General features: G+C 35.3%; 17 protein-coding genes and 1 pseudogene. 3 read left to right on the forward strand and 15 right to left on the reverse strand.

Going from position 1 to position 21,936, the window contains the following annotated elements:
• Window positions 1-90: 90 nt before the first annotated feature.
• Window positions 91-324 (forward strand): AbrB/MazE/SpoVT family DNA-binding domain-containing protein, encoded by a 234-nt coding sequence (locus HZ311_RS15440; protein WP_178946905.1) that lies wholly within the window; start codon window positions 91-93, stop codon window positions 322-324.
• On the forward strand, window positions 321-728 hold the full coding sequence (locus HZ311_RS15445) for a type II toxin-antitoxin system death-on-curing family toxin (RefSeq protein WP_178946906.1): 408 nt from the start codon (window positions 321-323) through the stop codon (window positions 726-728). Before HZ311_RS15440 ends, HZ311_RS15445 begins: the two co-directional genes overlap by 4 nt.
• A gap of 504 nt (window positions 729-1,232) precedes the next feature.
• On the opposite strand, the gene HZ311_RS15880 is transcribed toward HZ311_RS15445, so the two are convergent.
• The 14 genes from HZ311_RS15880 to mazE all read right to left on the reverse strand — a co-directional run bounded on the left by HZ311_RS15880 (window position 1,233) and on the right by mazE (window position 20,745).
• On the reverse strand, window positions 1,233-6,248 hold the full coding sequence (locus tag HZ311_RS15880; RefSeq protein WP_228065639.1) for a WxL domain-containing protein: 5,016 nt from the start codon (window positions 6,246-6,248) through the stop codon (window positions 1,233-1,235).
• 13 nt (window positions 6,249-6,261) lie between these two features.
• Window positions 6,262-7,299, reverse strand: a complete 1,038-nt coding sequence (locus HZ311_RS15455) for a DUF916 and DUF3324 domain-containing protein (RefSeq protein ID WP_137073118.1) — start codon at window positions 7,297-7,299, stop codon at window positions 6,262-6,264.
• A 69-nt stretch (window positions 7,300-7,368) separates the two neighbouring features.
• Window positions 7,369-8,196 carry a WxL domain-containing protein gene (locus tag HZ311_RS15460; RefSeq protein WP_137073117.1) on the reverse strand — a complete coding sequence of 276 codons (828 nt, stop codon included), beginning with the start codon at window positions 8,194-8,196 and terminating at the stop codon, window positions 7,369-7,371.
• Window positions 8,193-8,516, reverse strand: coding sequence for an LPXTG cell wall anchor domain-containing protein (locus tag HZ311_RS15465; protein WP_137073116.1), 324 nt, complete (start codon window positions 8,514-8,516; stop codon window positions 8,193-8,195). The genes HZ311_RS15460 and HZ311_RS15465 overlap by 4 nt, the downstream gene beginning before the upstream one ends.
• A 589-nt stretch (window positions 8,517-9,105) precedes the next feature.
• On the reverse strand, window positions 9,106-10,572 hold the full coding sequence (locus HZ311_RS15470) for a helix-turn-helix domain-containing protein (RefSeq protein WP_074802072.1): 1,467 nt from the start codon (window positions 10,570-10,572) through the stop codon (window positions 9,106-9,108).
• Window positions 10,573-10,634: 62 nt separating this feature from the next.
• Complete coding sequence (locus tag HZ311_RS15475) at window positions 10,635-11,855, reverse strand: HTH domain-containing protein (RefSeq protein WP_137073115.1); 1,221 nt, start codon at window positions 11,853-11,855, stop codon at window positions 10,635-10,637.
• A 2,585-nt stretch (window positions 11,856-14,440) separates the two neighbouring features.
• Window positions 14,441-15,793 carry a HAMP domain-containing sensor histidine kinase gene (locus HZ311_RS15480; protein WP_178946907.1) on the reverse strand — a complete coding sequence of 451 codons (1,353 nt, stop codon included), beginning with the start codon at window positions 15,791-15,793 and terminating at the stop codon, window positions 14,441-14,443.
• Window positions 15,790-16,446: a response regulator transcription factor gene (locus HZ311_RS15485; RefSeq protein ID WP_178946658.1), complete on the reverse strand. Its 657-nt coding sequence runs from the start codon at window positions 16,444-16,446 to the stop codon at window positions 15,790-15,792. Before HZ311_RS15485 ends, HZ311_RS15480 begins: the two co-directional genes overlap by 4 nt.
• Window positions 16,447-16,458: 12 nt before the next feature.
• A complete protein-coding gene (locus HZ311_RS15490) occupies window positions 16,459-17,691 on the reverse strand; it encodes an ABC transporter permease (protein ID WP_137072016.1) in 1,233 nt (410 codons plus the stop codon).
• Between the two features lie 6 nt (window positions 17,692-17,697).
• Window positions 17,698-18,381 (reverse strand): ABC transporter ATP-binding protein, encoded by a 684-nt coding sequence (locus HZ311_RS15495; protein WP_137072014.1) that lies wholly within the window; start codon window positions 18,379-18,381, stop codon window positions 17,698-17,700.
• Window positions 18,368-19,621 (reverse strand): efflux RND transporter periplasmic adaptor subunit, encoded by a 1,254-nt coding sequence (locus tag HZ311_RS15500; protein WP_178946908.1) that lies wholly within the window; start codon window positions 19,619-19,621, stop codon window positions 18,368-18,370. The genes HZ311_RS15495 and HZ311_RS15500 overlap by 14 nt, the downstream gene beginning before the upstream one ends.
• A 59-nt stretch (window positions 19,622-19,680) precedes the next feature.
• The gene (locus tag HZ311_RS15505) at window positions 19,681-19,911 is read right to left on the reverse strand and encodes a hypothetical protein (RefSeq protein ID WP_074802108.1); all 231 of its coding nucleotides are present in this window, start codon (window positions 19,909-19,911) and stop codon (window positions 19,681-19,683) included.
• A 262-nt stretch (window positions 19,912-20,173) separates the two neighbouring features.
• On the reverse strand, window positions 20,174-20,515 hold the full coding sequence (locus HZ311_RS15510) for a type II toxin-antitoxin system PemK/MazF family toxin (protein ID WP_178946909.1): 342 nt from the start codon (window positions 20,513-20,515) through the stop codon (window positions 20,174-20,176).
• Window positions 20,515-20,745 (reverse strand): type II toxin-antitoxin system PemI/MazE family antitoxin, encoded by a 231-nt coding sequence (gene mazE, locus HZ311_RS15515; RefSeq protein WP_023520685.1) that lies wholly within the window; start codon window positions 20,743-20,745, stop codon window positions 20,515-20,517. The genes HZ311_RS15510 and mazE overlap by 1 nt, the downstream gene beginning before the upstream one ends.
• A 230-nt stretch (window positions 20,746-20,975) precedes the next feature.
• Between mazE and HZ311_RS15520 the strand changes: the two genes are divergently transcribed.
• A complete protein-coding gene (locus HZ311_RS15520; RefSeq protein WP_178946910.1) occupies window positions 20,976-21,560 on the forward strand; it encodes a recombinase family protein in 585 nt (194 codons plus the stop codon).
• A gap of 28 nt (window positions 21,561-21,588) precedes the next feature.
• Here the strand turns inward: HZ311_RS15520 and HZ311_RS15525 are convergent.
• Window positions 21,589-21,906 (reverse strand): annotated as a pseudogene (locus HZ311_RS15525) (DUF7006 family protein); the annotation flags it as partial.
• Between the last annotated feature and the right edge of the window lie 30 nt (window positions 21,907-21,936).

The raw sequence follows: 21,936 nt of genomic DNA on the forward strand, positions 1-21,936 counted from the left end.
TATATAAATCAAATAAAATAGATTATATAAATTTGATTTCGAAAAACTTTTCGTATATACTGTATATACAAAAAAAGAGGGGAGATTCATATGCCTATTAAAGAAAGAAAATTTAGAGAAGTAGGAAATTCAGTTGTGTTGACTATTTCAAAAGAATTTCTTAAAGAAAATGGATTGAATCCTGGGGACACAGTTTTTTTAGATGAAGAGAAACTGAAAGCTGCAATTACAAAAAAACAACCCGTATCTGACGAAATTGATGTAGCGATAGCCCAAGCATTAATGGATTATGACACAACATTCAAAGAGTTAGTGGATAAATGACGATAAAGTATCTTGAAGCCAGAGATATCATAAAAATGAACGTGATCCAGATAAAGAAATATTCTCCTAATGAACCAATTGGTGTAAAAGACCCTGATGCTCTAGAAATGTGTGTCGGTCAATTACAGATTACTGCTTTTGGTGAGGAAGTTTACAGTTCCATTTATGAGAAAGCAACTATGCTATTAATACAATTAATTAAGAAGCATCCCTTTCATAATGCAAATAAGAGAACTGCTTTCTTAGCATTATTTGTCTTTTTAAAGATTAACGGTTATCTTCTAACTATTCCAGAAGAAAAAGCAATTAATCTAGTTATAAATATTGCTGTATATGATGGTGAATTTGATCAACTAAAACAAGAAGTCATAACTATTATAAAAACACATACAAAACCAAGTTAACAGGTCTTGTATGTGTTTTTATAATTGAATAATATTTTGTAGTCCAACTATATAGAAAACTATAATTTTCTATATAGTTGGGTTTTTAGCATCCTTGTCTCCTGTCTTTAGAATTTAACATTATTCGCTCTATTTTTTAAGGTAGCTATAAAATATTTCAATTGATTAGAATCCTTTTAATAGCATTGATATCTCCCATCACGGTGTATATAAGATATACAGAACAAGCACACTAAAGAATATTGAGCAGCTTCTTGGCATTTTTATATCACATTTTGAACAGATTCAGCTTGATGGAAATCATGTGTCTACCTTGATAATTTTATATCCATATCAGTCAGATTTATAAGGTGATTTACTCACAAAACTAGTCCGTGATCCCGTGTTCTTAGTTCCCAAGTATGTATCATGCTTTTTTCGATTTAGTTCATTACTATAGATAGTAGTTATTGAGTATTCGCTTTCCTAAAAAAGAAAAAGAGCCGAAGCTCTTCTTCTAACTTATCAATTATTGGGTACCATACTTAATTCCCAGGTTAAAGTCGTTTGGTAAGTGGTCGCTTTCGGAGCAGCTATTGGTGGCACTTCAAGAACGACACTTTCCCCAGCATTTTTTCTATCCCCAAACCGATAGATCCAAGTTTCTGCACCTTGACCATCTTTGGCTGTCAATAATTTTGTCTTGACTCCAGGAAGCAATGCGACTCTGTCAGTCTCATTTAATTCAGGTTTTCCTGTCTCTTGGACAGACGCTAACTGTTGATTGGTCAACTGTAAACTAGCTCCCTTTAGTTTATGATCATTTGGATCTGCGAACTGTCCGTTTTGGGTCACTGACAATACCCAACCGTTACGTGTGTCTCCTAGCCTTCGATCACTTATTTGAACATAATTTGGTCGTTCTTCCTTCTCATCGATGCTCCCGTCCTCATTCAATAATCTTTGTGGTTGAGCATAGTAGTTTTGCGTTCTTGTAGAAATACCTTGTTGGCCAAAGGTAAATCTAGAGACAAAATCTATACTTAATTTCCCCTGATTTTCAGAAAGCACTGGTGGATTTTCAGGTTCTACTTTTGTTTCAGGACTCAATGGATCAACAGGTGAGACTTTACTTGCTAGCTCAACAATATAAGTTCTAGCACTTGGAAAAACTGCATCATGATATTTATAATCCTCCATTTGAGGGTTTCTATTTCCATTATCATTATTAGTTTCTGGTCTTTTAAAAACACTAGTTATAGTACTATAACTATCAATTACGGCTCCCTGATTATCTTCCATCAAAACTTGCACTTCATCACTTTCATTTAGTTTAGTTTTTAGTTCGAAAGAAAAACTACCATCATTTCCTACTTTCTGTGTCGCTATATGCTGATTATTAATATACAACAACGCATTATTTCCAGGAATGTTTATATGATTTGGTAATGCCTTAATGGAAGTGGTCTCAGTAGTTAACTCTATAAAGTGGCCAAAATCAACTAACTCTGGTGGAGTTACATTTATAACCGTTATTGGACGGATCTTTTCCAATTCTTCTTGTGATAGGGATATCCCTCCCTCATTCATTCCTCTACTTATTGATACAAATTCAATAATTGTACCTTCTTTGAGGAGATTTTCAAATTCAAAAGATACTCTTCCAGCTTTTCCGAGAGCGTTATTTTCTTTTTCTTCCCATGTTTGGATCGGTGATTCGTTCCCCACCGTAGAAGCCGTATAATTATTAGAATTATTGTCGGGATCCGTTACTTTTATTTCGACAGTAATTTCATCCGTACCAGCTTCCCTTATATCATCTAATCCTTCTTTATAAGAAAACTCAGCTATAAATGATTGATCTGCATTGGTTGGTTGCCTAACTCCGTCTAAAATAGGAGCTGAATTATTAGCAGATATTCTGGATACTCTTCCAGATAGTCCAGGTAAAGAGTCTGTTAGGTTCAGATTATTACTCGAAGATGCGGAAACAAAATCTCTTCCTTCATAAGCGACATCAATTTTCTCAAAGAAACCTATTTGGGGATCATTATCAAACTTACTTCCAGTGGCCCATGCGGAAAAAAAAGTATCTGTTATATTTAAGCTAGATCCGTTTTTAGTTCCAAAAATATCACCTCCATCTTTCCTGACGTTTTTAAAATCAAAATAGTACGGGGAGTGTACATTGAATTCCATAGTGTCTTGGGCTACGAAAACCCCCCATTCACGAGTATTAATTGAAGAGCCTTCAGCATAAAAAATAGTATCCGCTTTTTGATTAAATTTTAGATGTCCACCATCAGAATACAAAGCTGCTGCATAATCATTCGTTAAACGTAATTGTGACCTAGCTCTATCCGCACTATTATTATCGATACTAAAATTATTCTCTCCATTCCCAAGATAAATAGTAGAATAATTTGATGAAACAGAGCCACTATTAGGACGATTGGTATAATGCCTATTATTTAAGTTGAGAGTTCCACCACTTGTAATAATAATATTATTGTTAGAACCACTCATAGATAGTGCTCGAGTATTAGTCCCAGGATTATCAAACTCTACGTGCTTGCTAGAAATAGATGAATTATTTCTTATATAAACATCATTTGACCCCGTAGTAATATCAATCAAAGGATTATTTCTTCTCGCTGAACTCTCAATATCTATTTTCGAAAAATTATCTACTGTAAGCTGTGCATTAGTCGTGCTCATTCCAATAGAAGTACCATATAAATTCTTACTGATAATTTCAGAATTATTCTCCACTTTTAAATCTGCAGACTCTCCATTCATAAAAATACTTCTAGGTCCACCCGATAAAACATCAATGGATATTTTAGAATTTTTTGAGACCTCTAATATTGGTGAGGATCCAGCTATTCGGATGGAGTTATTATTATCAATTGCTGCAGTATTTGTGGTACTCTGTGCTCTAATCGATAAGTTTGAGTTATCAGTTACCTTTAATGATGGATTAGTATTCCCATTTCCGATTAAGATATTTTCATGTATGCCGTTTCCTCCAGCTATAGACATTTGGCTGTTATTAGTCAATTCTAAAAAAGAATTTTGCCCATTCAACGTTACTCCATTGGCTGACCTCATATTTTTGATGTTGATTTCACTATCAGATGAAAGGAATTTGGGTTTGTTACCCGTGATTTCTACTCCATAACCAGTTGTACCAATAAAATCAATAAGACTAGATTGTGTATTAACTAAAGCATTGTGTCCAGATAGAGATATACCTGCACCCTCTGCAGTATTAAGCTTTAGATTTGATTTATTAGCATTTAGCGTGCTACTTTCTCCATTTAGATTGAGTGCTCGACCGGATATTGTATTTATATCTAAGTGACTGTCATTTAAATTAACTTCCGCATTTGTACCGTTTAAATATAGTCCGCGGCGTGCATTAGAAGTTACAGAAACATTGAGCTCTGACCCACTGGTAATATTTATTTTTGGTTCTACTCCTCTTAAATGAATAGCATTATTTAAAGTGTCTGTCGGAGATCGAGTAGCACTGGATGTTGTAACGGACAACTTTGAGCCACCTGTAACGGAAAGCTCTGGACGCGCATTATTGTCTCCTATTGCAACGTTTTCTAACGTCCCAGTTCCACCACCATTGATGGACATCTCACTTTTATTTCTCAAAGAAAGTAACGCATCTGTTCCTCGTAAAATCATTGCTTGAGAAGGATCAGTATCCGTCATTTCAATGCTACTCTCATTCATTAATACCTGTGGAACTATTCCTTGTAAGTAGATACCTCGACCTGTAGTAGCTGTCAGAAAAAATTGTGTCTGATTTAATGACAACTGTGGATTATCGCCAATTAAGTTTATTCTTTGACCTGTAGTACTTGTAAAACTCCCGGTCCCCTCCTCATAATCAACTTTAGGTGAATCACCAGTCAAGGCAAGTGTCGCTCCTGTTGTTGAGCGAATGTCACTATTACTTTTAGTGGCCGAAAACAATGGCTCACTACCTATTAGACTAATTGCTGCGTGTGTAGCAGAGGTCACAGATAATTTTGAATCAACAACTATTATTTTAGGATTATTTCCAGATAGATATATGCCTCTTTTAGCAGCCGTGCTTGTAACCGTTAGCTCACTAGCTGAATTAACCGAAATTTTAGGACTTGCGCCGCTGAGTATAATAGCATTATTTGTTGTAATGGTCGGAGTTGCTGGAGTTCCAAACGTGCTTATAGATAACTTCCCATTTGTTTGTAAAGCTATTTCGGATTTTTCTCCTCTTAAATCGATCGTATTTGCCGTCCCACCAGTTGTCATAATCGTAATTGCTGAGCCAGCTTCTATTACAAGTTTTGGCGCCGATACTAGGGCTGAAGAAAAGAAGATAGTCATATTACCTCGGCTAATTGTCACTTGTGCTTGATTTACAGCTTTGACTTCTTTTGCTTCAATAAAAGCCGCAGAAGAAATTATCCGCGTAAAATTGGAGTTCCCACCTGTAAAAATAATCGTTCCATCTGGCATAGAAGCAAGTCGCATCGTATTTGCGTTGACTTCTGCTACATCTTCTATTTCTAATACCCAATTGCGACTAACTTGCGTTGTTGCATTGACTAAAGGAGTAGTGCCAGTCTTTGTGATTGTTGCGTCCTCTATCCGAAAGGTCATTGGTTCACTCACTTCTGCTAATTGAAAATAAAAACTATTGTTACCAAAAGTCAGCGTATGACCGTTTCCTTGTATCTTGATTGGTCGATCGATCGTCATGATATTTGCTGTAGTTTCAGTTAAACTCGCTTGAACAGAGATAATTCCGACTTCAGGATTTGCAACTGCTTCTCTAAATGCAGCCATTGTTGCGACTTCTGCCGTATTTCCTTCAAAGACTGTCTTTTCGAATTTTTTGTTCTTAGAAGGAATTGATTCTTCATTCGATTCTTCGGTTGCTATAAGCGCTTCTTTTTCTTCTGATTGTTTCGTTGTATTCGTCTCTTCATTTGCTTCATCAGACGAATCCTGATTCGTTTCTGATTGATCTTCAGTCTCCGGTTCTTCCTTTTTCGATATTTCAAGTGTCGCAGTTGCTTCTTCGACCGACACCTCATAGTTGCCTTCAGATTCAAATACCACAGGAAGTACAAACGTTTGTTGCGCACGCTCCGCTTGAATCACCCATTCACCTGATTCTTCTTCTTGATCGATGGTAATCCCAGCTTGTAACTGATCTTTTCCCAGCTTTGCTTCCTTCGAAAGAGTAATCCTTGCCTCTGACACCTCTTGATCTGAGAAAAAGGTCACCTTCAATGGCGCTTCAACCGTTCCTTGCAGGCGAGAGTGAGGAAAATAAAAGCGAGGCTCGCTTTCTTCTTCCACTTCCAGGTAGTTTTTCATGGTTGGAAGTTCCAACTGTTCTTCTTTCTGTATCTGCCCCGCTTCTTTTTTCTCCGTAGTTTCCGCATAGACGATGCCTACTGGCAGGAGGAATGCATGTAGAATAAGAATCGTCGTCCCTAAAACGAGCATTCCTTTTTTCATTAGCTTTCTCATGGAATCCTCCTCTCTATACTTCTTTTTCGCTTTCACGTGTTCTTTTCTTTTGTCTCATCAGGTAAAGCACAAGTCCAAGTATTAAAATAAGCAAAATAATCGCTCCAATCATCCACCAATTGACACCTGAATCAATCGTTACGTCTTCTCGATTTAGCTTTCGGGCTTCATCAGCTTCAATCGTAAATTCACGCGTCCATGACCATTCATTGTCTCCAGAAGTAGCCGTCAATTCTAAGATATAGTTCCCACTTCGAAACCGGTCTCCTTCTAAGGAAATTGGAAAATTGAAATTGGAATTAGGTGCCATCTGCATCATTTCTTTCTCCGCCTTATAGAGAACCTCGTTCTCCCCTGCTCGTTTTACGGTAGCTTCCACCGCCAATTGATTGACAAAAGTGGGCGTAAAGTTTTGTAAAGTGGCGCTGATCACATTGCGGTAGTTCAATTGATCTGCAAACACATCTAATAGTTCTAACTCCGGTTGCACTGAGTCTCTGTTATTACTGACGACCACACCAACCACATAGGCAAATTCATTTTTAATGGCCACGCCTTCTCCTTCATTGGTTTCTTCTGTTTCCTCTTTTAGTTCGGCAATGCGTAACCCACCTGCTAAAAAGCCGTCAAAGGCTTCTTCTGGCATCTGTAAGGGAATCTCAACCGTCTTCTTTTCATTTCCAGCTAATTCAATGACACCGGAAGTAGTTATCAGCTCATCCAAGGAGTGGGTTAAGGTTGGATCCGCTTCTTCGGCATCTTTGCCGTATTCGACGTGTCCTAACACGTTGGTATACGCCGTATGCGGTGTCAACTGAATCCTTATGGGTTCTGCACTCGTATTCCCAATCTCCAAACGCAAGGTTTCTTTTTGATTCGGGGCTAGATTCAAATCGTAATAGCCTTTGTCCTCATCTACTTGGCTGTCTGGAAAAAGTGGTGTGGCATAAATATTTAGCGCCGTTTCTTCTGCTTGAACTGACGTCGGAAAGAAAAAGAAGAGAATAGCGAGTATCCACAGGTGTCTATCGTTCTTTTTTGTAGGTTTCATTCTATGAATCCTTTCTTACAAGGTGCTGTGATACTATTAGTTTGTCATTTGATAAACAAATTGTTTTTTTTAGATTTCTATACTCTTAGGATCTGGATTTTCTGGAGTTGTAGTTAATTCCCATGTCAGTGTGGAGCGATACGTCACGGCATCTTTTGCAGTTGAACCTGGGACAAATAGTTTGATTGCTTCATTTTCGACTACGTCCGCTCCCGCTGTGACTTGTTGTGCAATGGTCGCGTAGTTCCCCCAAACAACGGAAGTTGATCCGGCACCTTTTTTAGCTGCCGCTGTCATCACTGGCACAGCCTTTTCCCCGGGTAAAATCTCAAGGCCCGTAGCATGTACCTCGGGTTTTTGTTCAAGGTCTTCAACGCTATAAATTAGTTCTGGATTAAATAAGGTGATTTTCGCGCCTTTAAGTATGGAATTTTGTGTATCCTTTGGTCCCTCAAATTCAGACAAGCTAACCGTTAGTTTCCATCCTTTATTCGTACCACGTGTGTCTTGGACTTGTGCCAAACTCACATAAGGGACCATGTTTTCTGCGCCCGTCGTGCCTGCCTTTTGTTGTCTTTCTGCAACCATATTGTAATTTTTATCGGTAGTTGAGATAATTTGTGAGCCGAAGTTCATCGTTGGCACCGTCGCAATCGTTAACGGTCCTTTATTTTGTCCATCTGGTCCTGTAATAGGTGGGATTGTTACGTCTGGACCTTCTGGTAGTTTATCCACTTCAGTATCATCATTTCCTGGGGTGAATGTGATTTGACCTTCGGTTGTCGTTTTACGGACTTCGCTTGTTTCTTTCTGTTCTCCATCAGCAAACACTTGAACGCCTCCAGCTAAAATGGTAGTAGATAATGCAGTAACACTTATTAACCGAATAAATTTCATATGTGATTTCCTCTTTCAACTTTTATTTTTGATTTTCTTAGTCTTATTTTTACACTGATAATAACAACTAGAATAATGATTAACCAACCTATTAAAATCAGTGAGTGGTTTTGCACAATAGTGTTTGTTTGCGGCAGCTTACCGCCTGTTTGGGTGGTTAAAACCGGTGGTGGATCTGGTGTACCGATTGGCTCGTAATATCCTGAAAACTGAATTGATCCTTCGGACTCAGTCGACTGAATCAAGGCGGCTTCTACCCTATACGGTATGCATAGAAGTAACAATATATTGTTGTTAACAAGTTTTTTTGCATTTTTCATTTCCCTCCTCCTTTTACAAACCGATATATAACCCATCATATTTTGGTTGTATGTTTACAGATCGGTTTTTAGATATATCCTCTCTGCAACTGATACTTTACCTAAAATTTTCATTAAATAAAATCCATTATTTTCGTAATATAAGGAAATGAAAAAATATCTATAAACATTTCTCTCACATGTGAGTATTTTACGAATTGTAAATACGTTCGAATAAAATCGAGAAATAATTTTGTATTTATAATTGTCTTAACGCATCATAATAGGGATAAGTTTTTTCACAAAGAGTACTACCATGTCTTCTTTTAATCACAAGTCACTACTAAATCAGCATATGTTATACTTTTTTAATAAACTATCGTTTAATTTATTTATAAAGCAAGTTTAGAAAATATTTCGCTCTTATAATTACGCTTTAAGTTTGAACTTCCATTTTTATAATTATCTTGTTTTAAGGTTACTTCTTCTTTTAAGATTATTTCTATTTCTACGATTGGGTTCATAATTTCCTGAGAATGCGGCATTCTCCTTATTTTCCGTATTATTGAAATAATGTAGAAATATCTTTCTATTTTTCCAAAGAAAAAATTTAGTATAAGTGCCGATTTAGTTGCTTAGTTATACGTGTCCAATCATTCTCACTTGGAATCGTATTTACCAACAAATAATCTTTTTTTAATGAATACTCCCAGAGATAGGGACGATAATTCGTCACAACTAAATCAATTTCCTCAGCATCAATTCGATCTGACGTCAATTCTTGCAAGGGAAGTAATTGAATCCGATGATTGTGGCCTATACGTTGCTTGGCCTGCTGGTAAAGCGTTTGGACCACAATAGAATTACCTGCTAATAAAAATAAAACAGACTTTTTAGGATAATAAGTTCTAAGTAACAGATTAGTGAACAAAGTAAATTCGACAACGACATCCTCAAAGAACTGTTCACCTAATCCAAGCACCTTCTGATGCTGGCGTAAAAATTGACGGTTTGTTTGATAGGCTTGTGAGTGGTTCACAATAGCTTGATCTCTTTCTTCTGCTAATTGCTTATTCCAAATAGGATGAAGAGTGTAGGTGAGGCTTTTTGAAGCCAAAAATGAAGATAATAAATCGGTGAGAATCTTACGATCCCAGCCTTCAAACTGAGAATTCGAAAAATACTTCCATGCGACTGATTTTATTAAAGGCCGTTGATTAAATAGGCTGTAAAAATGTCGTTCTCGTTCAATCTGATTAATCGTGCGCTGCGCCACAAGTATTAAATAAAGCCAGATAAACTCATCCTTAGGTATATTTATATTAAATGCGTTAGCTAACAAATCTCGAAGAGAATACAGCATGATAAAATCCTTTGCTTTTGTAATCCTTTGCTTTTTAAAAAAAGTAAGGGTCACGAGTTTTCCTTGCTGGACTCGGTTCATCATAAGATATACCAAAAAATAAAATTCTGCAGCAGATACCCCAGTACCAACTTCATAATCGCCCAAATAATCGGATAAATTTTCCAGAATTAATGAGTGTATAATTTTGGGTGGCTGTATCGTATGCGTTGTGTATTCCCCCAAGTAGTAAAAATCATAAAAAAATTTCCTGATATTCTCTTCATCTCCAACTAACGTGACAGGATTCAAACTAAGTTTTAAATCATAGGATTTGAGAGGCTTTTCAGCCCGAAGTAAAAAACGTCGAAATGAACTTTCCCCGTAGTTATATTCAAGGGCTAGTTCTTGAAAAGGTTTTAATTCGCCTCTAAAAATCTGACCAATTACAGCAAAAAGTATCTCCGATTTTACCAAATCTGCCTTTTTGTCCATATAGCAGTCATGGTTAACCTCTTCAAATCTATATCCGGTTTGTTTAGCACATAAGATAATATGTTCCCCAAAATACTCTTTAATGCCGTTAATATCTTTTCCTAGCGTCCGTTGTGATACAGAAAGTCTTTTCGATAATGCAACAAGCGTAAAATTCGGTTCTTTTTCAATATTATTTAATATTTGAATCCATCTAGTACTCATAGAATTCACCATAAAATCTAATTGGAGTTGACGCATCGATTCCGTTCCTCCTTTTGTTAATTATATATCTTGTCTTTGATTACAATATGCCATGATACTTATGCGAAGTATCGGGAGATTGCCTTCTGTATCTCTTCTTTTCTGGGGAACTGAGATAGCTTTAAGACTCTTTCCTTCTGATTTATTTCCGTGAGATTACTCACTTCAAGAAAATGTTGATAAGAAGTCTTATCAAATGCAGATATGTTCACGACTAACCAGCCAGCTTGGAGTAATTCTGATTCTACTTCCTTTTTTATCCATCTCTTTAGTGCATTGGATCCTGACAATCGATAGGTAACGTAGAGAGATTTATAATAGAACTCTTTTTGACGAATAACCCTACTTTTATGACAGGGCAATAATTGAAAAAAAAGGTGCATTAATGATAAGTAGGTACTAAGAAACTGAGAAGCAAGTTCCTCATCTGTTTGTATTAACATATAAGAAGAGACATTTGGCAGAGAAAATTCTCTTAAAAACCTCTTTTGTAGCATTGGATTAAGAAACTGTTCCTCCTTTAAGGATAAAAGAAATAGTGCTGCTTTTTCTTGATTTGGTAACGAAATTGTGACTTGATAATTGAATGCTCGTACAAGCATTTTTTGGAGAGAAGTTTCCTCATTTTTTTTTAGCTCGCATCTCTGTGTTATTCTTAATTGCGCAATAACTATCCATTGGTTCATTCGTTTTTCATCTATCTGCCACGCTCCTTTTTGTACTCTTGTTTGTATCTTACATAACTGTTTGATTTTTTCTATAGCCACCTCTGGATAGACCGGCAACGAAAAATAAAAATCATAGAGTAGCTGACGGATCGTCACTTCTTCCCCCACAAAAAAGTTGTTCTTAGCATCTAGCTTAACTTTGTACTGCTTGGTTAAAAAAGATTGGAATTGATGCTTCATCCGGCCAAAACTGGCACTTGACACATTTAGTTTTTTTGCCCATTGGGCATTAGATAGTTCTTGTCCACTGGCAATGCAGTCAAAAAAGAAAAAAAATTGTTCTTCGGCTAATAAAGCACGTTTTTTCTGTTCATAAGTATTGGGATCTTGTAAGGAAAAATGATACCCTGTTTCATCTCCAATCCAAAGAATCGAGCAATCAAAATAGGCTTTTAATTCTTGGACATCATTTAAAATTGTTCGCCGTGTATAATTAGTTTTTTTTGCAAGCGTATTCAGCGTTGCATATTCATCTTGTTCTAATAGATTCAATAAATTAAACCATCTCCGGATCTTTTTTTTACAAATCAAATGCTCAAACAAAGGCTTCATTGATAGATATTCTCCTTTCGTAAAATAGGAAAAGGTCTCTTTTCACAGTTTTATTATTCGTTTACTGGTACTATACTGAGATACCGTGTAAAAGTCGTTTAATAGTTTGTAGATTTAGTTCCAGAAGCTTGCGATATTTAAAAAAATGTACTCTAACCTACATTATTCTCATTATCAAAGTGATACTGACTCCTTACATATTCTTACTAGTAATAAGGTCCATCATTTCTTCAGAAATCAATAATATACTTTCAGTTTCTTCATTATCTACACGTCGATTTTTTATTTGTACGTTCCTCAATTATCGTTAATTTGTCCTGCTACTTTTGTTAAGCGTTGAGGCTGTGAATGATAAGTTTTATCTCTCACTGTAATTGACAGAATCCACCTCCAACTGTTAAAAATAATCGAAGCTTCAATATGCACTTCACTTCGTTCAAAAACTGCTATTCTCAGAACTTATAAATAGAGCAGTTAGTGTGAAAATATTTGATTCGAAATTAATCTCGTGTTTATTTCCTGAATAATTAAATCTCTGATGAGAATTTTTAATGAAGAATATAATATAAAGTTGTTCTGTATACATTTTTCGTCTACTGAATTATTATTTAAATCATCAATATACTCAACTGAGTTTGTGACTCGATCTACATTCTTAAATATATCTATATCTGTTTTAATTTACTCTGATATTTCTTTATTATGACCTTCATAAAATCCGCTATCGTCTAAAGTTAAAACCTTCTCTTTCTTGTTCGACTCGTTATTAACCGATTATTCTCAACTATTTGACTGGCTATCTGATTGTTAGGCAACTTATCCCAATCCCTTTTTGCTTCTTATGGAAAATGAATACGAATTACTTTGGTTCCTTGTTCACCAAGAATAGATATTCTAATAGTTTCATTTGGAATCCCATTCATTTTTGATTATTAAGCGGATAAGCCATTTTTTCGATATACTCGGATCTATTTTATTCAAGGTTTTAAAGTGAATTCGAAATTTCTATTTCACTATCTTTTTTTAGTTTGATTAGAGAAACCTTCTTATAGAAAGACTGAAATACTGGATCCTGAAGAAATTAATACTATAGTTTTAGCAAATAATAATTCAGAAGATAATTTCTCTTTCTAGGTATCTTCATTAATCTTTTTTAATCAATTTCCATTGAAATACCAAACTAGAAACTTCAAAGTATTGATAATCACCCATTAAAATAGTTACTGTGACACTATGATATATTATTCTAAAATTTGTTTAATCTTCATTTATTATCACGCGTAACACCGTCAAGTAAACGCTTCCTTTTTATTTAAGAATAAATAAAACGACAATAGTTTGTTTACAACAAAACCTTGCAATATCAAATAATAGAAATTATCTACATTGTTATAGAAGAAAGAATCGAATATTATGACTCTACTGGTTAAATTTAATAATAAGGATTCAGGTATAATAATACACATCGATAAGCAATCGTTATCAAAATCTCAAGACTCATTTCACTCCTTATCTTTTTTAAAATGTTTTTATTTACATTATCCGAAATATACTTCAAATAAAAATCATTATTTGCACCTTCTGTTGAACCTGTGAAAATTATCTCATTATTTAAAATTTGTAAACTGATATCATACTATCTATTTAATATAATATAATTTAAAGAATATCTACTATTCTGTGTTTATGTTAATTCTATATAAAGGTTAAAAAATACTTATTTTCCATACTTTTTGCTTCGATATTTATATACTAACTGAAAAGATACCGAGTTACTGTCACTTAGTCATATAATATATACTACGTGTCAATAGCTGAGAATTTTTTGCAAAATTGAAAATAAATCAAATTAATTTGTGAACTATTATCCTTAATTAGTGCAATCATTTCTATTAATTTTTTTTAAACCTTAAATATTATTAAAATAGCGATATCCTATTAAACAAAAAAATACTACTTAATAGCACATCACTACAGAATAAATAACGATTTATGTGTCTTCCAATTTAAGTACAATACAATTTATCAAATATAATGGTATTTGAGTGCTACAAATTGTAATTGAAAAAAGCTGCTAAGAAGCTATACAATTATCTCACTAAACAGAAAGAGAATTGATATTGTTTTACCTAGAGTTTTTAAATGCTTCATTCAAATAATTGGAAAATGTTCAAATTGGTTCCCTTATAAAATTAGTAAAGAAATAAAACGATATACAATTAAAATAATTGATTAGTTATCCACTTCCATGTACTCAAAGACAATATAATATAAAAATATCTATGTTTACGATACAACTGTCATTTTTATGAGCTGTCCTTATTTTTAAATTAGAACAAATTTTTTTCGGTCCACATAAATCATTACCGCTTGTTTTCTTACTTTATATAACAACCTGATTGCACAACTGCTACTCACCAGGGACTAAATTTTCTACAAGAGTTTCTAGTACATTGTGAGTTTTTGGATGGGGTTGTTCTTTACTATTTAGTGGTATGGTATAGTGTGGTTTTGTACATTCCAGTTGAGTGTGTAAAAATAAAAAATCAAAGTCCCTGGCAAATAGCAGTTGTGCAATTTGGTTGTTAGCTGCTTTCAACAAAAATGACAGAAAAGCACATCCTTGAATTAGCAGTTGACTTGAATGAATACTCCCAGCCATATTTTTCAAAAAGTTGTTGTACGATAAACAATCCTAAACCAGAACCTCCAGTATCTCGACTTCTGCTAAAATCCGGTCGATAAAAAGGTTGGAAAATCTTACTTAATTCCTCCTCCGTAAGTATCTGATTCACTTCGTTTTCAATCACTAATTGTTTACCATCAAAAAACAGACTGATTTCTCCCTCATGCTTCGTATATTTGAAGGCATTACTTAGTAGGTTATCTAAAATTTTATCAATATCATTTTTATTACCGATGATTTTCTCCCCTTTTAGATTGACGACTAGTTTTTTCTGTTCTGCTTCCGCAAGTATCCGGAAAGAAGTCAATTTATGTTCGATCATTTCTTTGATTGAGACTTCTTCATAGACCACATCATCTGAAGGCAAATTGTTTCTTGAGGCAAAGAGGATATTATTGATCATTTCTGTTTGTTCTTGCAAAATATTTTTACAAACTTCTAAATAACGCTCTCTGTCTTTAAATTTCCCGACATTATAGATCATGCCATCAATCAGCCCCATCAATGAAGCAACAGGTGTTTTCAATTCATGAGAAGCGATTTGCATAAACTCTGACTTTGCTTGTTCCAATTCTTTCGTTTTAGCTACTTCAAGCTCTAACACTTCAATTGTTTGGATCAAAGAAACATATAGATGGTTGATATCTTGCGCTAAAAGTGAGATTTCATCCGTACCTTTGACATCACAACGAATATCCGCATCTAATTCGATCATTTTTTCTGTTACTTTGGATATCTCTTTGATTTTTTTTGTCGAATAAATACTATAGTAGTAAGCGCCGATGCCCCCAATGATTAGTGAGACGATGATGATAAATGGATATAAATGAAGTAACACTTGACTTGCTTCTGCGACTGGTTGCATTGAGTATATACCAACTAAATAATAAGTGTTACCTTGTTTGTCAGTAATTTCTTGATAAAGGTTCGTTTCATCAGGTACAAAACTTAGTCCTGAATAGTCAAGATTCTCGTCAAAGAAGGGACCAAGGATCATACCATTGTTATTAATCAGCATGATATCAAGACTTTGTTCTCTTCCAAACCAGTATTGATCAACCACCTTTTGCATAGTAGCTAAGTCTTTGTTCTCTATACTCTTTGCCACTTGATTGAATTCCTTGTTTATTTCGTTCAGCTTCATTCGTTCATAGTAGATAGGCATCGTGAAATATAAAACAATCAACGAAAGAATCGAAACTAGAAAAATGATGATCCCAGAAAACAAAAAATTTTTCAGCATGATACTCATGGCGTGTCCTCAAGCTGGTAGCCTCTATTTTTGATCGTTTTTATGGATAAAAGTGGCATTTTCTTTCGGATATTTTTTAGATGATTATCTAATATTCGATTTTCCAACTGATATTCATACGACCAAACTTGATGTACTAATTGTTCTCGCGTGATGATTTTCCCTTTGTTTCTTATTAGAATCACTAAAATATCATACTCTTTTCTTGTTAAATGGATTTCTTCCTCTTGGTATTTTACAAGACCACCATCAAGATCAATGGCGTACTCCCCGACAGTGATGTGGGGATTTCCTTGATTCATCCGAAACACATTTTCGATCCGTTTGATCAAAATAAGTGGAGAAAAAGGTTTGACGACATAGTCACTGATCAAATGAGAAAAACTGAGCAACTGCGTATATTCATCATCCAAGGCAGTCAGCATGATGATCGGCACATCCGACGTTTCCCGAATTTTCTTTAAAACATCCGTCCCCCTTATCCCAGGCAACATAATGTCCAATAGGATCAAGTCAAATGTTTCTTCAGCAAAAACTTCCAATGCCTGTTCGCCACTTCTTACTGAATAAACTTCATATTTACGCTCTTTTAAAAATTCCGTCACGATTTGATTGATCATATATTCATCTTCAACCACTAAAATTCTTTCCATATCACTCTCTCCTTATTCAAAGCGTAATGCCTCAATAGGGTTTAATTTGGATGCTTTCATCGCTGGTAATAAGCCAAATATCACACCCATTAGGGAACAAAAAACTAAGCTAACGATAATAGACAGTACAGACACAATATAAGGATAATCAAGCGACTGTGTGATAACATAGCCACTTAGTAAGCCTATAAGTATCCCCAGTATCCCACCAATCAATGTCAAGACTACCGCTTCTACTAAAAATTGTTTTAAAATAATTTTTCTTCTTGCGCCGAGTGCTTTCTTTATCCCGATTTCTTTCGTTCTTTCCGTGACAGAGACTAACATGATATTCATCACACCGATCCCCCCTACTAATAACGAGATACTTGCTATACCGGACAAGAGAATAAAACTTGACTGGTTCATTCGTTCCAATTCTCTGGCAAAGTCTTTCAGATTCATTACCCCATATTCATAATCGGATGGTGGGATCTGTTGATTAAGAATCTCTGCTGCTTTTTCTGCAGCGCCTTGTAATTGATCGGTATTATTTGTTTGGATCGTGACAAGTGGCACAATATCTAACTCATCAGATAGTTTATGTGCTTGCTGTAAAGGAACATAAGCTCTTTTCTCAAAGCTAAATAGATTACTACTATTGGGATCTAACTGAAATACCCCTTGAACTTTGAATGGCACGCCATTCACTTCGACAAACTGTCCGATCCCTTCTTCATTGGGAAATAATTCGTCATACAAGGAATCTTCCAGAAAAATGGCTTGTTGTTGCTCCTTGAAGGCTTGAGAAGCAAAACCTTCCCCTTTGATGAAGTTTAATTGCTCCAAATCCTCAACAGAAGAAGTGACAGCAGAAACTTTGGCGTCAGCCCCTTTTGCTTTCCTATAGATTTTCCCATCTTTTTGATATGACAAGCCACTTGCTAAGACCTCTGGTATCTCATTAATTTTATTTAATACATCTTCACGTAAAAACGGAAGGTATAACGGTTTTTTTTCTTCCTTTTCTGATAGGCCTCCCCCAAATAGGTTTCCACTTTGGAATGAACTTTTTTTATCGTATTGGATGTTCATCGTATTATTGTTACCACCAATCATTTCTCGTTTCATTTTTTCGGTATTTCCACCGATGATGCTGAAAATCGAAATAATGGCAGCAATCCCAATAATGACACCTAACATAGTCAACACTGAACGCATCTTATGAGCAAAAATCGATTGTAAGGCAAATCTGATTTCTTCCATTCTTGATCACCTCACTTTATTTTGTTCATCACTGATTATTTGACCATCTCGTAAAGTGATCGTGCGCTGACATAACGCTGCAATTTCTGGCTCATGGGTAATTAGAATAATTGTTTTTCCTGCTTGGTGGAATTCCTTAAAAAGGTCCATGATTTGGCTACTGGTTTTTGTATCAAGTGCCCCTGTCGGCTCATCCCCTAAAACAAAACTAGGGTTAGTCACTAAAGCTCTCGCAATTGCGACACGTTGCTTTTGTCCTCCTGATAATTCCATTGGTTTGAAGTCACTTCGATCCTCTAACCCTACGAGTTGCAACATATCCAAGGCACGCTTACGCCGCTCTTTTTTATTGACTTTTTTATACGTTAATGGCATTTCCACATTTTGCGAAACAGTTAATTTTGGCATGAGATTGAAATTCTGGAAAACAAAGCCGATTTTTGCGTTACGAAAATCGGCTAATGAATTGTCCGCTAACGTTTTGACATTCGTTCCTTCAACGATGTAATCCCCTGATGTAGCCGTATCCAGACAACCAATGATATTCATCAACGTCGACTTTCCTGACCCCGATGGCCCCATGATTGCGACCAGTTCTCCTTCATTGATTTGCAAAGAGATATCTTTAAGGACTTTTAGTTCTTTCCCGCCTTGCCAATATGACTTCTGAATGTTGTTAAGCGTCAACACTTGCACCAACCTCCATTCCCTCGACCATTCCTGTTTGAGGCAAAGCAAGTTGATCTTCAACAGTCAATCCTTCGACTATTTCTGCGAGTTCATTATCCATCGGATTTACCTTGACTTCATGCTCTTTGATCCGATCATTTTCTACTTTCCATACATAATATTTTCCATCTTTTTCCATGAGGTATCTTTGGTTGATGATTACTTTTCCTGACACAAAATCTTTCGGTAAAACATTGACATACACATTGGAACCAATCAGTGGCATTTCTTCTTTTGGATCAATCTTAACTTTGTAAGGAAACTTAGATAAATTTGGATTCTCTTCTTTTTGATCGTCTTGTTTTGCATCACTTGTTAAATTTGCCACCTGCACAATGGTTCCTTGCCAAGTATTCTCTTGGTCTTTACGATCCATAATTTCTACTCGCTGATCGACAGCAACTTTTTCACGATCAAATTCAGTGACTTGGCCATCCACGTACAAGTTCGAATCATCAAGGATCTCCATAAAGTTTTCTTCTTTTTGACGTTCTTTTGATTGATTGACTAAGTCACGATTCAATGATTTGATTCTTCCTGAGTTATCGGCTGTCACTGTGTCTTCATTCAGCCGTTCTTTTTCGTTTTCGTGAAGTAGTTGGGCTTTTCGCAAGTCTGTTTCTATATTCTTCACTTCATTGTCACCAGCAATAGCTTCTGCATGTAGACTGGTGATTTCTCCTTCTAATGCTTTGATCGTACTTTGTAACTCTTCGGATTTTTCCTTCGCATAATCTTGTCTTGCTTTTCCAAGCTCTGCTACTTTTTGGTTATGTGCTGTCCATTTTTGATTTGCAGTCACTCGTGCTTGTTCTACTGCTCTCACTTTGATTTCTACGTCCATTTCAGCTTCCACAACTTTTCTCTGTTGATCCGTTTGGTATGTAAACAAAGGTTGCCCTTTTTCTACGACATCGCCTTCATTTACCAGAATATCTTTCACTGTTCCTCGTTCTGGATCAATTTTGATTTTGTTGCTATTATTTGGCATGACTTTTCCTGCTAAAATCAAATTCGCCGCTTTCACCTCATCAATGAGGGATTTGACAGACCGTGCTTCAATATTTGTTCCTGCATTTTCTTCTTTTGTTTTCCCACTAGAAACAACTATACTGATTGCACCAACTACTAGTAAAACAGTGATGACTGCTACTGGAAAATACCATTTTCGGTTGAATTTTTTTCTTTTTTTAGGCTTCATGTACCTACTCCTTCATTCAGATCAGTCATAAAGAGCGCTTACTACATTCTATCCAATACTTACTCTTCTTCTTTTTCCGACACTTCTTCCTCAAACTCTTGAACAACCGTTCCATTATCAAAAACTTTTTCTGTTCCTTCTTTCCCATCCACGGTTACTTTTCGTTCACTTTTTACTTTTGGCATCTCTGATTCACTTGTATCTTTGGTCTCTGAACTGCATGCTGCTAAAAGACCAATAGAACATACTAATACCAGATAACCTTTATACTTTGTTCCTTTTTTCATCATAAAAAACCATCCTCTTCTATTTGTTTTAGTTATGTTTCTCTTGTTATATTTACTATCATACATGACAGACCTATTCTCTTTCTAAAGCTAATCTGTTTTTTGTGTAATTTTTTTGGTAATTTTTTTGAACAAAAAGATAGCGCTTAAATTTCACATACAAAAAAACAATCCAAGTGATCGTTGGATTGTTCAGACTACAAAAAAAATACCCAATTTAGGAGGTTATCTACAGCCTTAAGCATCGTGATTAAATTTACAATGCTTAAAATATATACTGGATAATCTGATCAATTTTAGCCATATCTTGTAAAGGTAAATTTTCTACCTTTTTGAGTTTTCTTTTCTTGAAATCAAGTGATTTTAATTGAGAAATAAGTACTTGCCCATTTGTATCTAAATCTGCAGGAAGAGAATAGCGCGTCGGTAGATTCTTTATAGTAGAAGTAATTGGACAGATTACCGCAAACATTGTCTTCCGATTAAACTCATATCGAGAAACAACTAATCCTGGACGTCTCTTTTGAATTTCGTTTCCTGTTGAAGGATCAAAATCAATCCAAACAATGTCTCCTTTTTTAGGAATGTAATTTTTATCTTCTAACACTATAAAATTTCTCTCCCTTCAGGAGTTAAATCTTCCCATTCATCTTTTTCATAATACTCAGCTTCTTCTCCTCCACTAAATGGATCATCGATTTTAGGAACTAACGTAATTGTTCCATCATCAGAATATACAACGATATATTCTTGGTTATCTGAAGGTTTTTTACCATTATCAGACGGAAGAGTAATTACTACAGAACTTCCTTGTAATCTAGATTTTGTAATAAGCATAGATACCACTCCTTTTATACCATGATAATATACAACACTGAGTAACGCAATGGTTTTAAAATATTTATTTAAGTATTCAGTGTACATAAAATCACCCGTTTCTGGACACTTTATTTTTTTACCTTAAATTTAAATTTCTCTATACTTTTAGTGTTCATAAACCCATATCAAAATCTATGTTCATTTAATCTATATAGATAAAGTTATGTTACAATAGATTTTAGTTAGGAGTGATTTTTTTGAAAATAGGATATGCCCGAGTATCCACTGGATTACAAAATTTAGATTTACAAGAAGATAGTTTAAACAAATTTGGTTGTGAGAAAATTTTTACCGATCATCTGAGTGGAGCAAAAAGTAATCGACCAGGATTGGAAATGGCCATCGATTTTGTTCGTTCTGGAGATACTCTCGTGGTTTGGCGTTTGGATCGGCTGGGAAGAAATATGGAAGATCTGATTTCGATCGTTAATCGATTGAATGAACGTGGTGTCAGTTTTCATAGTCTTCAAGAAAATATTACAATGGATAAATCTAGCTCTACTGGACAACTTATGTTTCATTTGTTTGCGGCGTTTGCCGAATTTGAGCGCAATTTAATTTTAGAACGATCGGCTGCTGGAAGAGAAGCTGCACGTGCAAGAGGAAGGTTTGGTGGTCGTCCTGAGAAGTTATCCTTTCAGGATTTGGAACTACTGAAGACTCTAGTAGATAACGGTACGCCTATTAAGACGATTGCCGAACGATGGAACGTTTCTCGAACAACCATTTATCGTTATCTTGGTAAAATAATGGAAAAGGAAACACCTAAGTAGTTATTAGGTGTTTCCTTTTCTTAGAAATTTATACTACATTAAATACCATTGAATATTTATTATTTGCACTCAGATCATTGCCACAAAGTTCCTTAAAATACGTACGGTAGTCCGTCTCCACAAGCCGCAGAATCTCTTTTATTGGCAAATTACTATAGTCGTAACAAATTATTTCTGCCATTAGTGTTAGTTTCGCATCGATCCCTATAATTTTAGGGAGATTTTCCCAAAAATTGTCTGGTGAAATCGTGCTTATCAATTGATTAAGTTCCTCGAACTGTTGCGTTAAGTACGCATTCAGTTCTTCATTTTCTCTTTTGTCATGTGACATTCTTTCTTGAAACTGACGTAGATATTCATCCTTTGTTAGAGTGGT

The organism is Enterococcus mundtii, assembly GCF_013394305.1.
Classification (GTDB): Bacteria; Bacillota; Bacilli; order Lactobacillales; family Enterococcaceae; genus Enterococcus_B; species Enterococcus_B pernyi.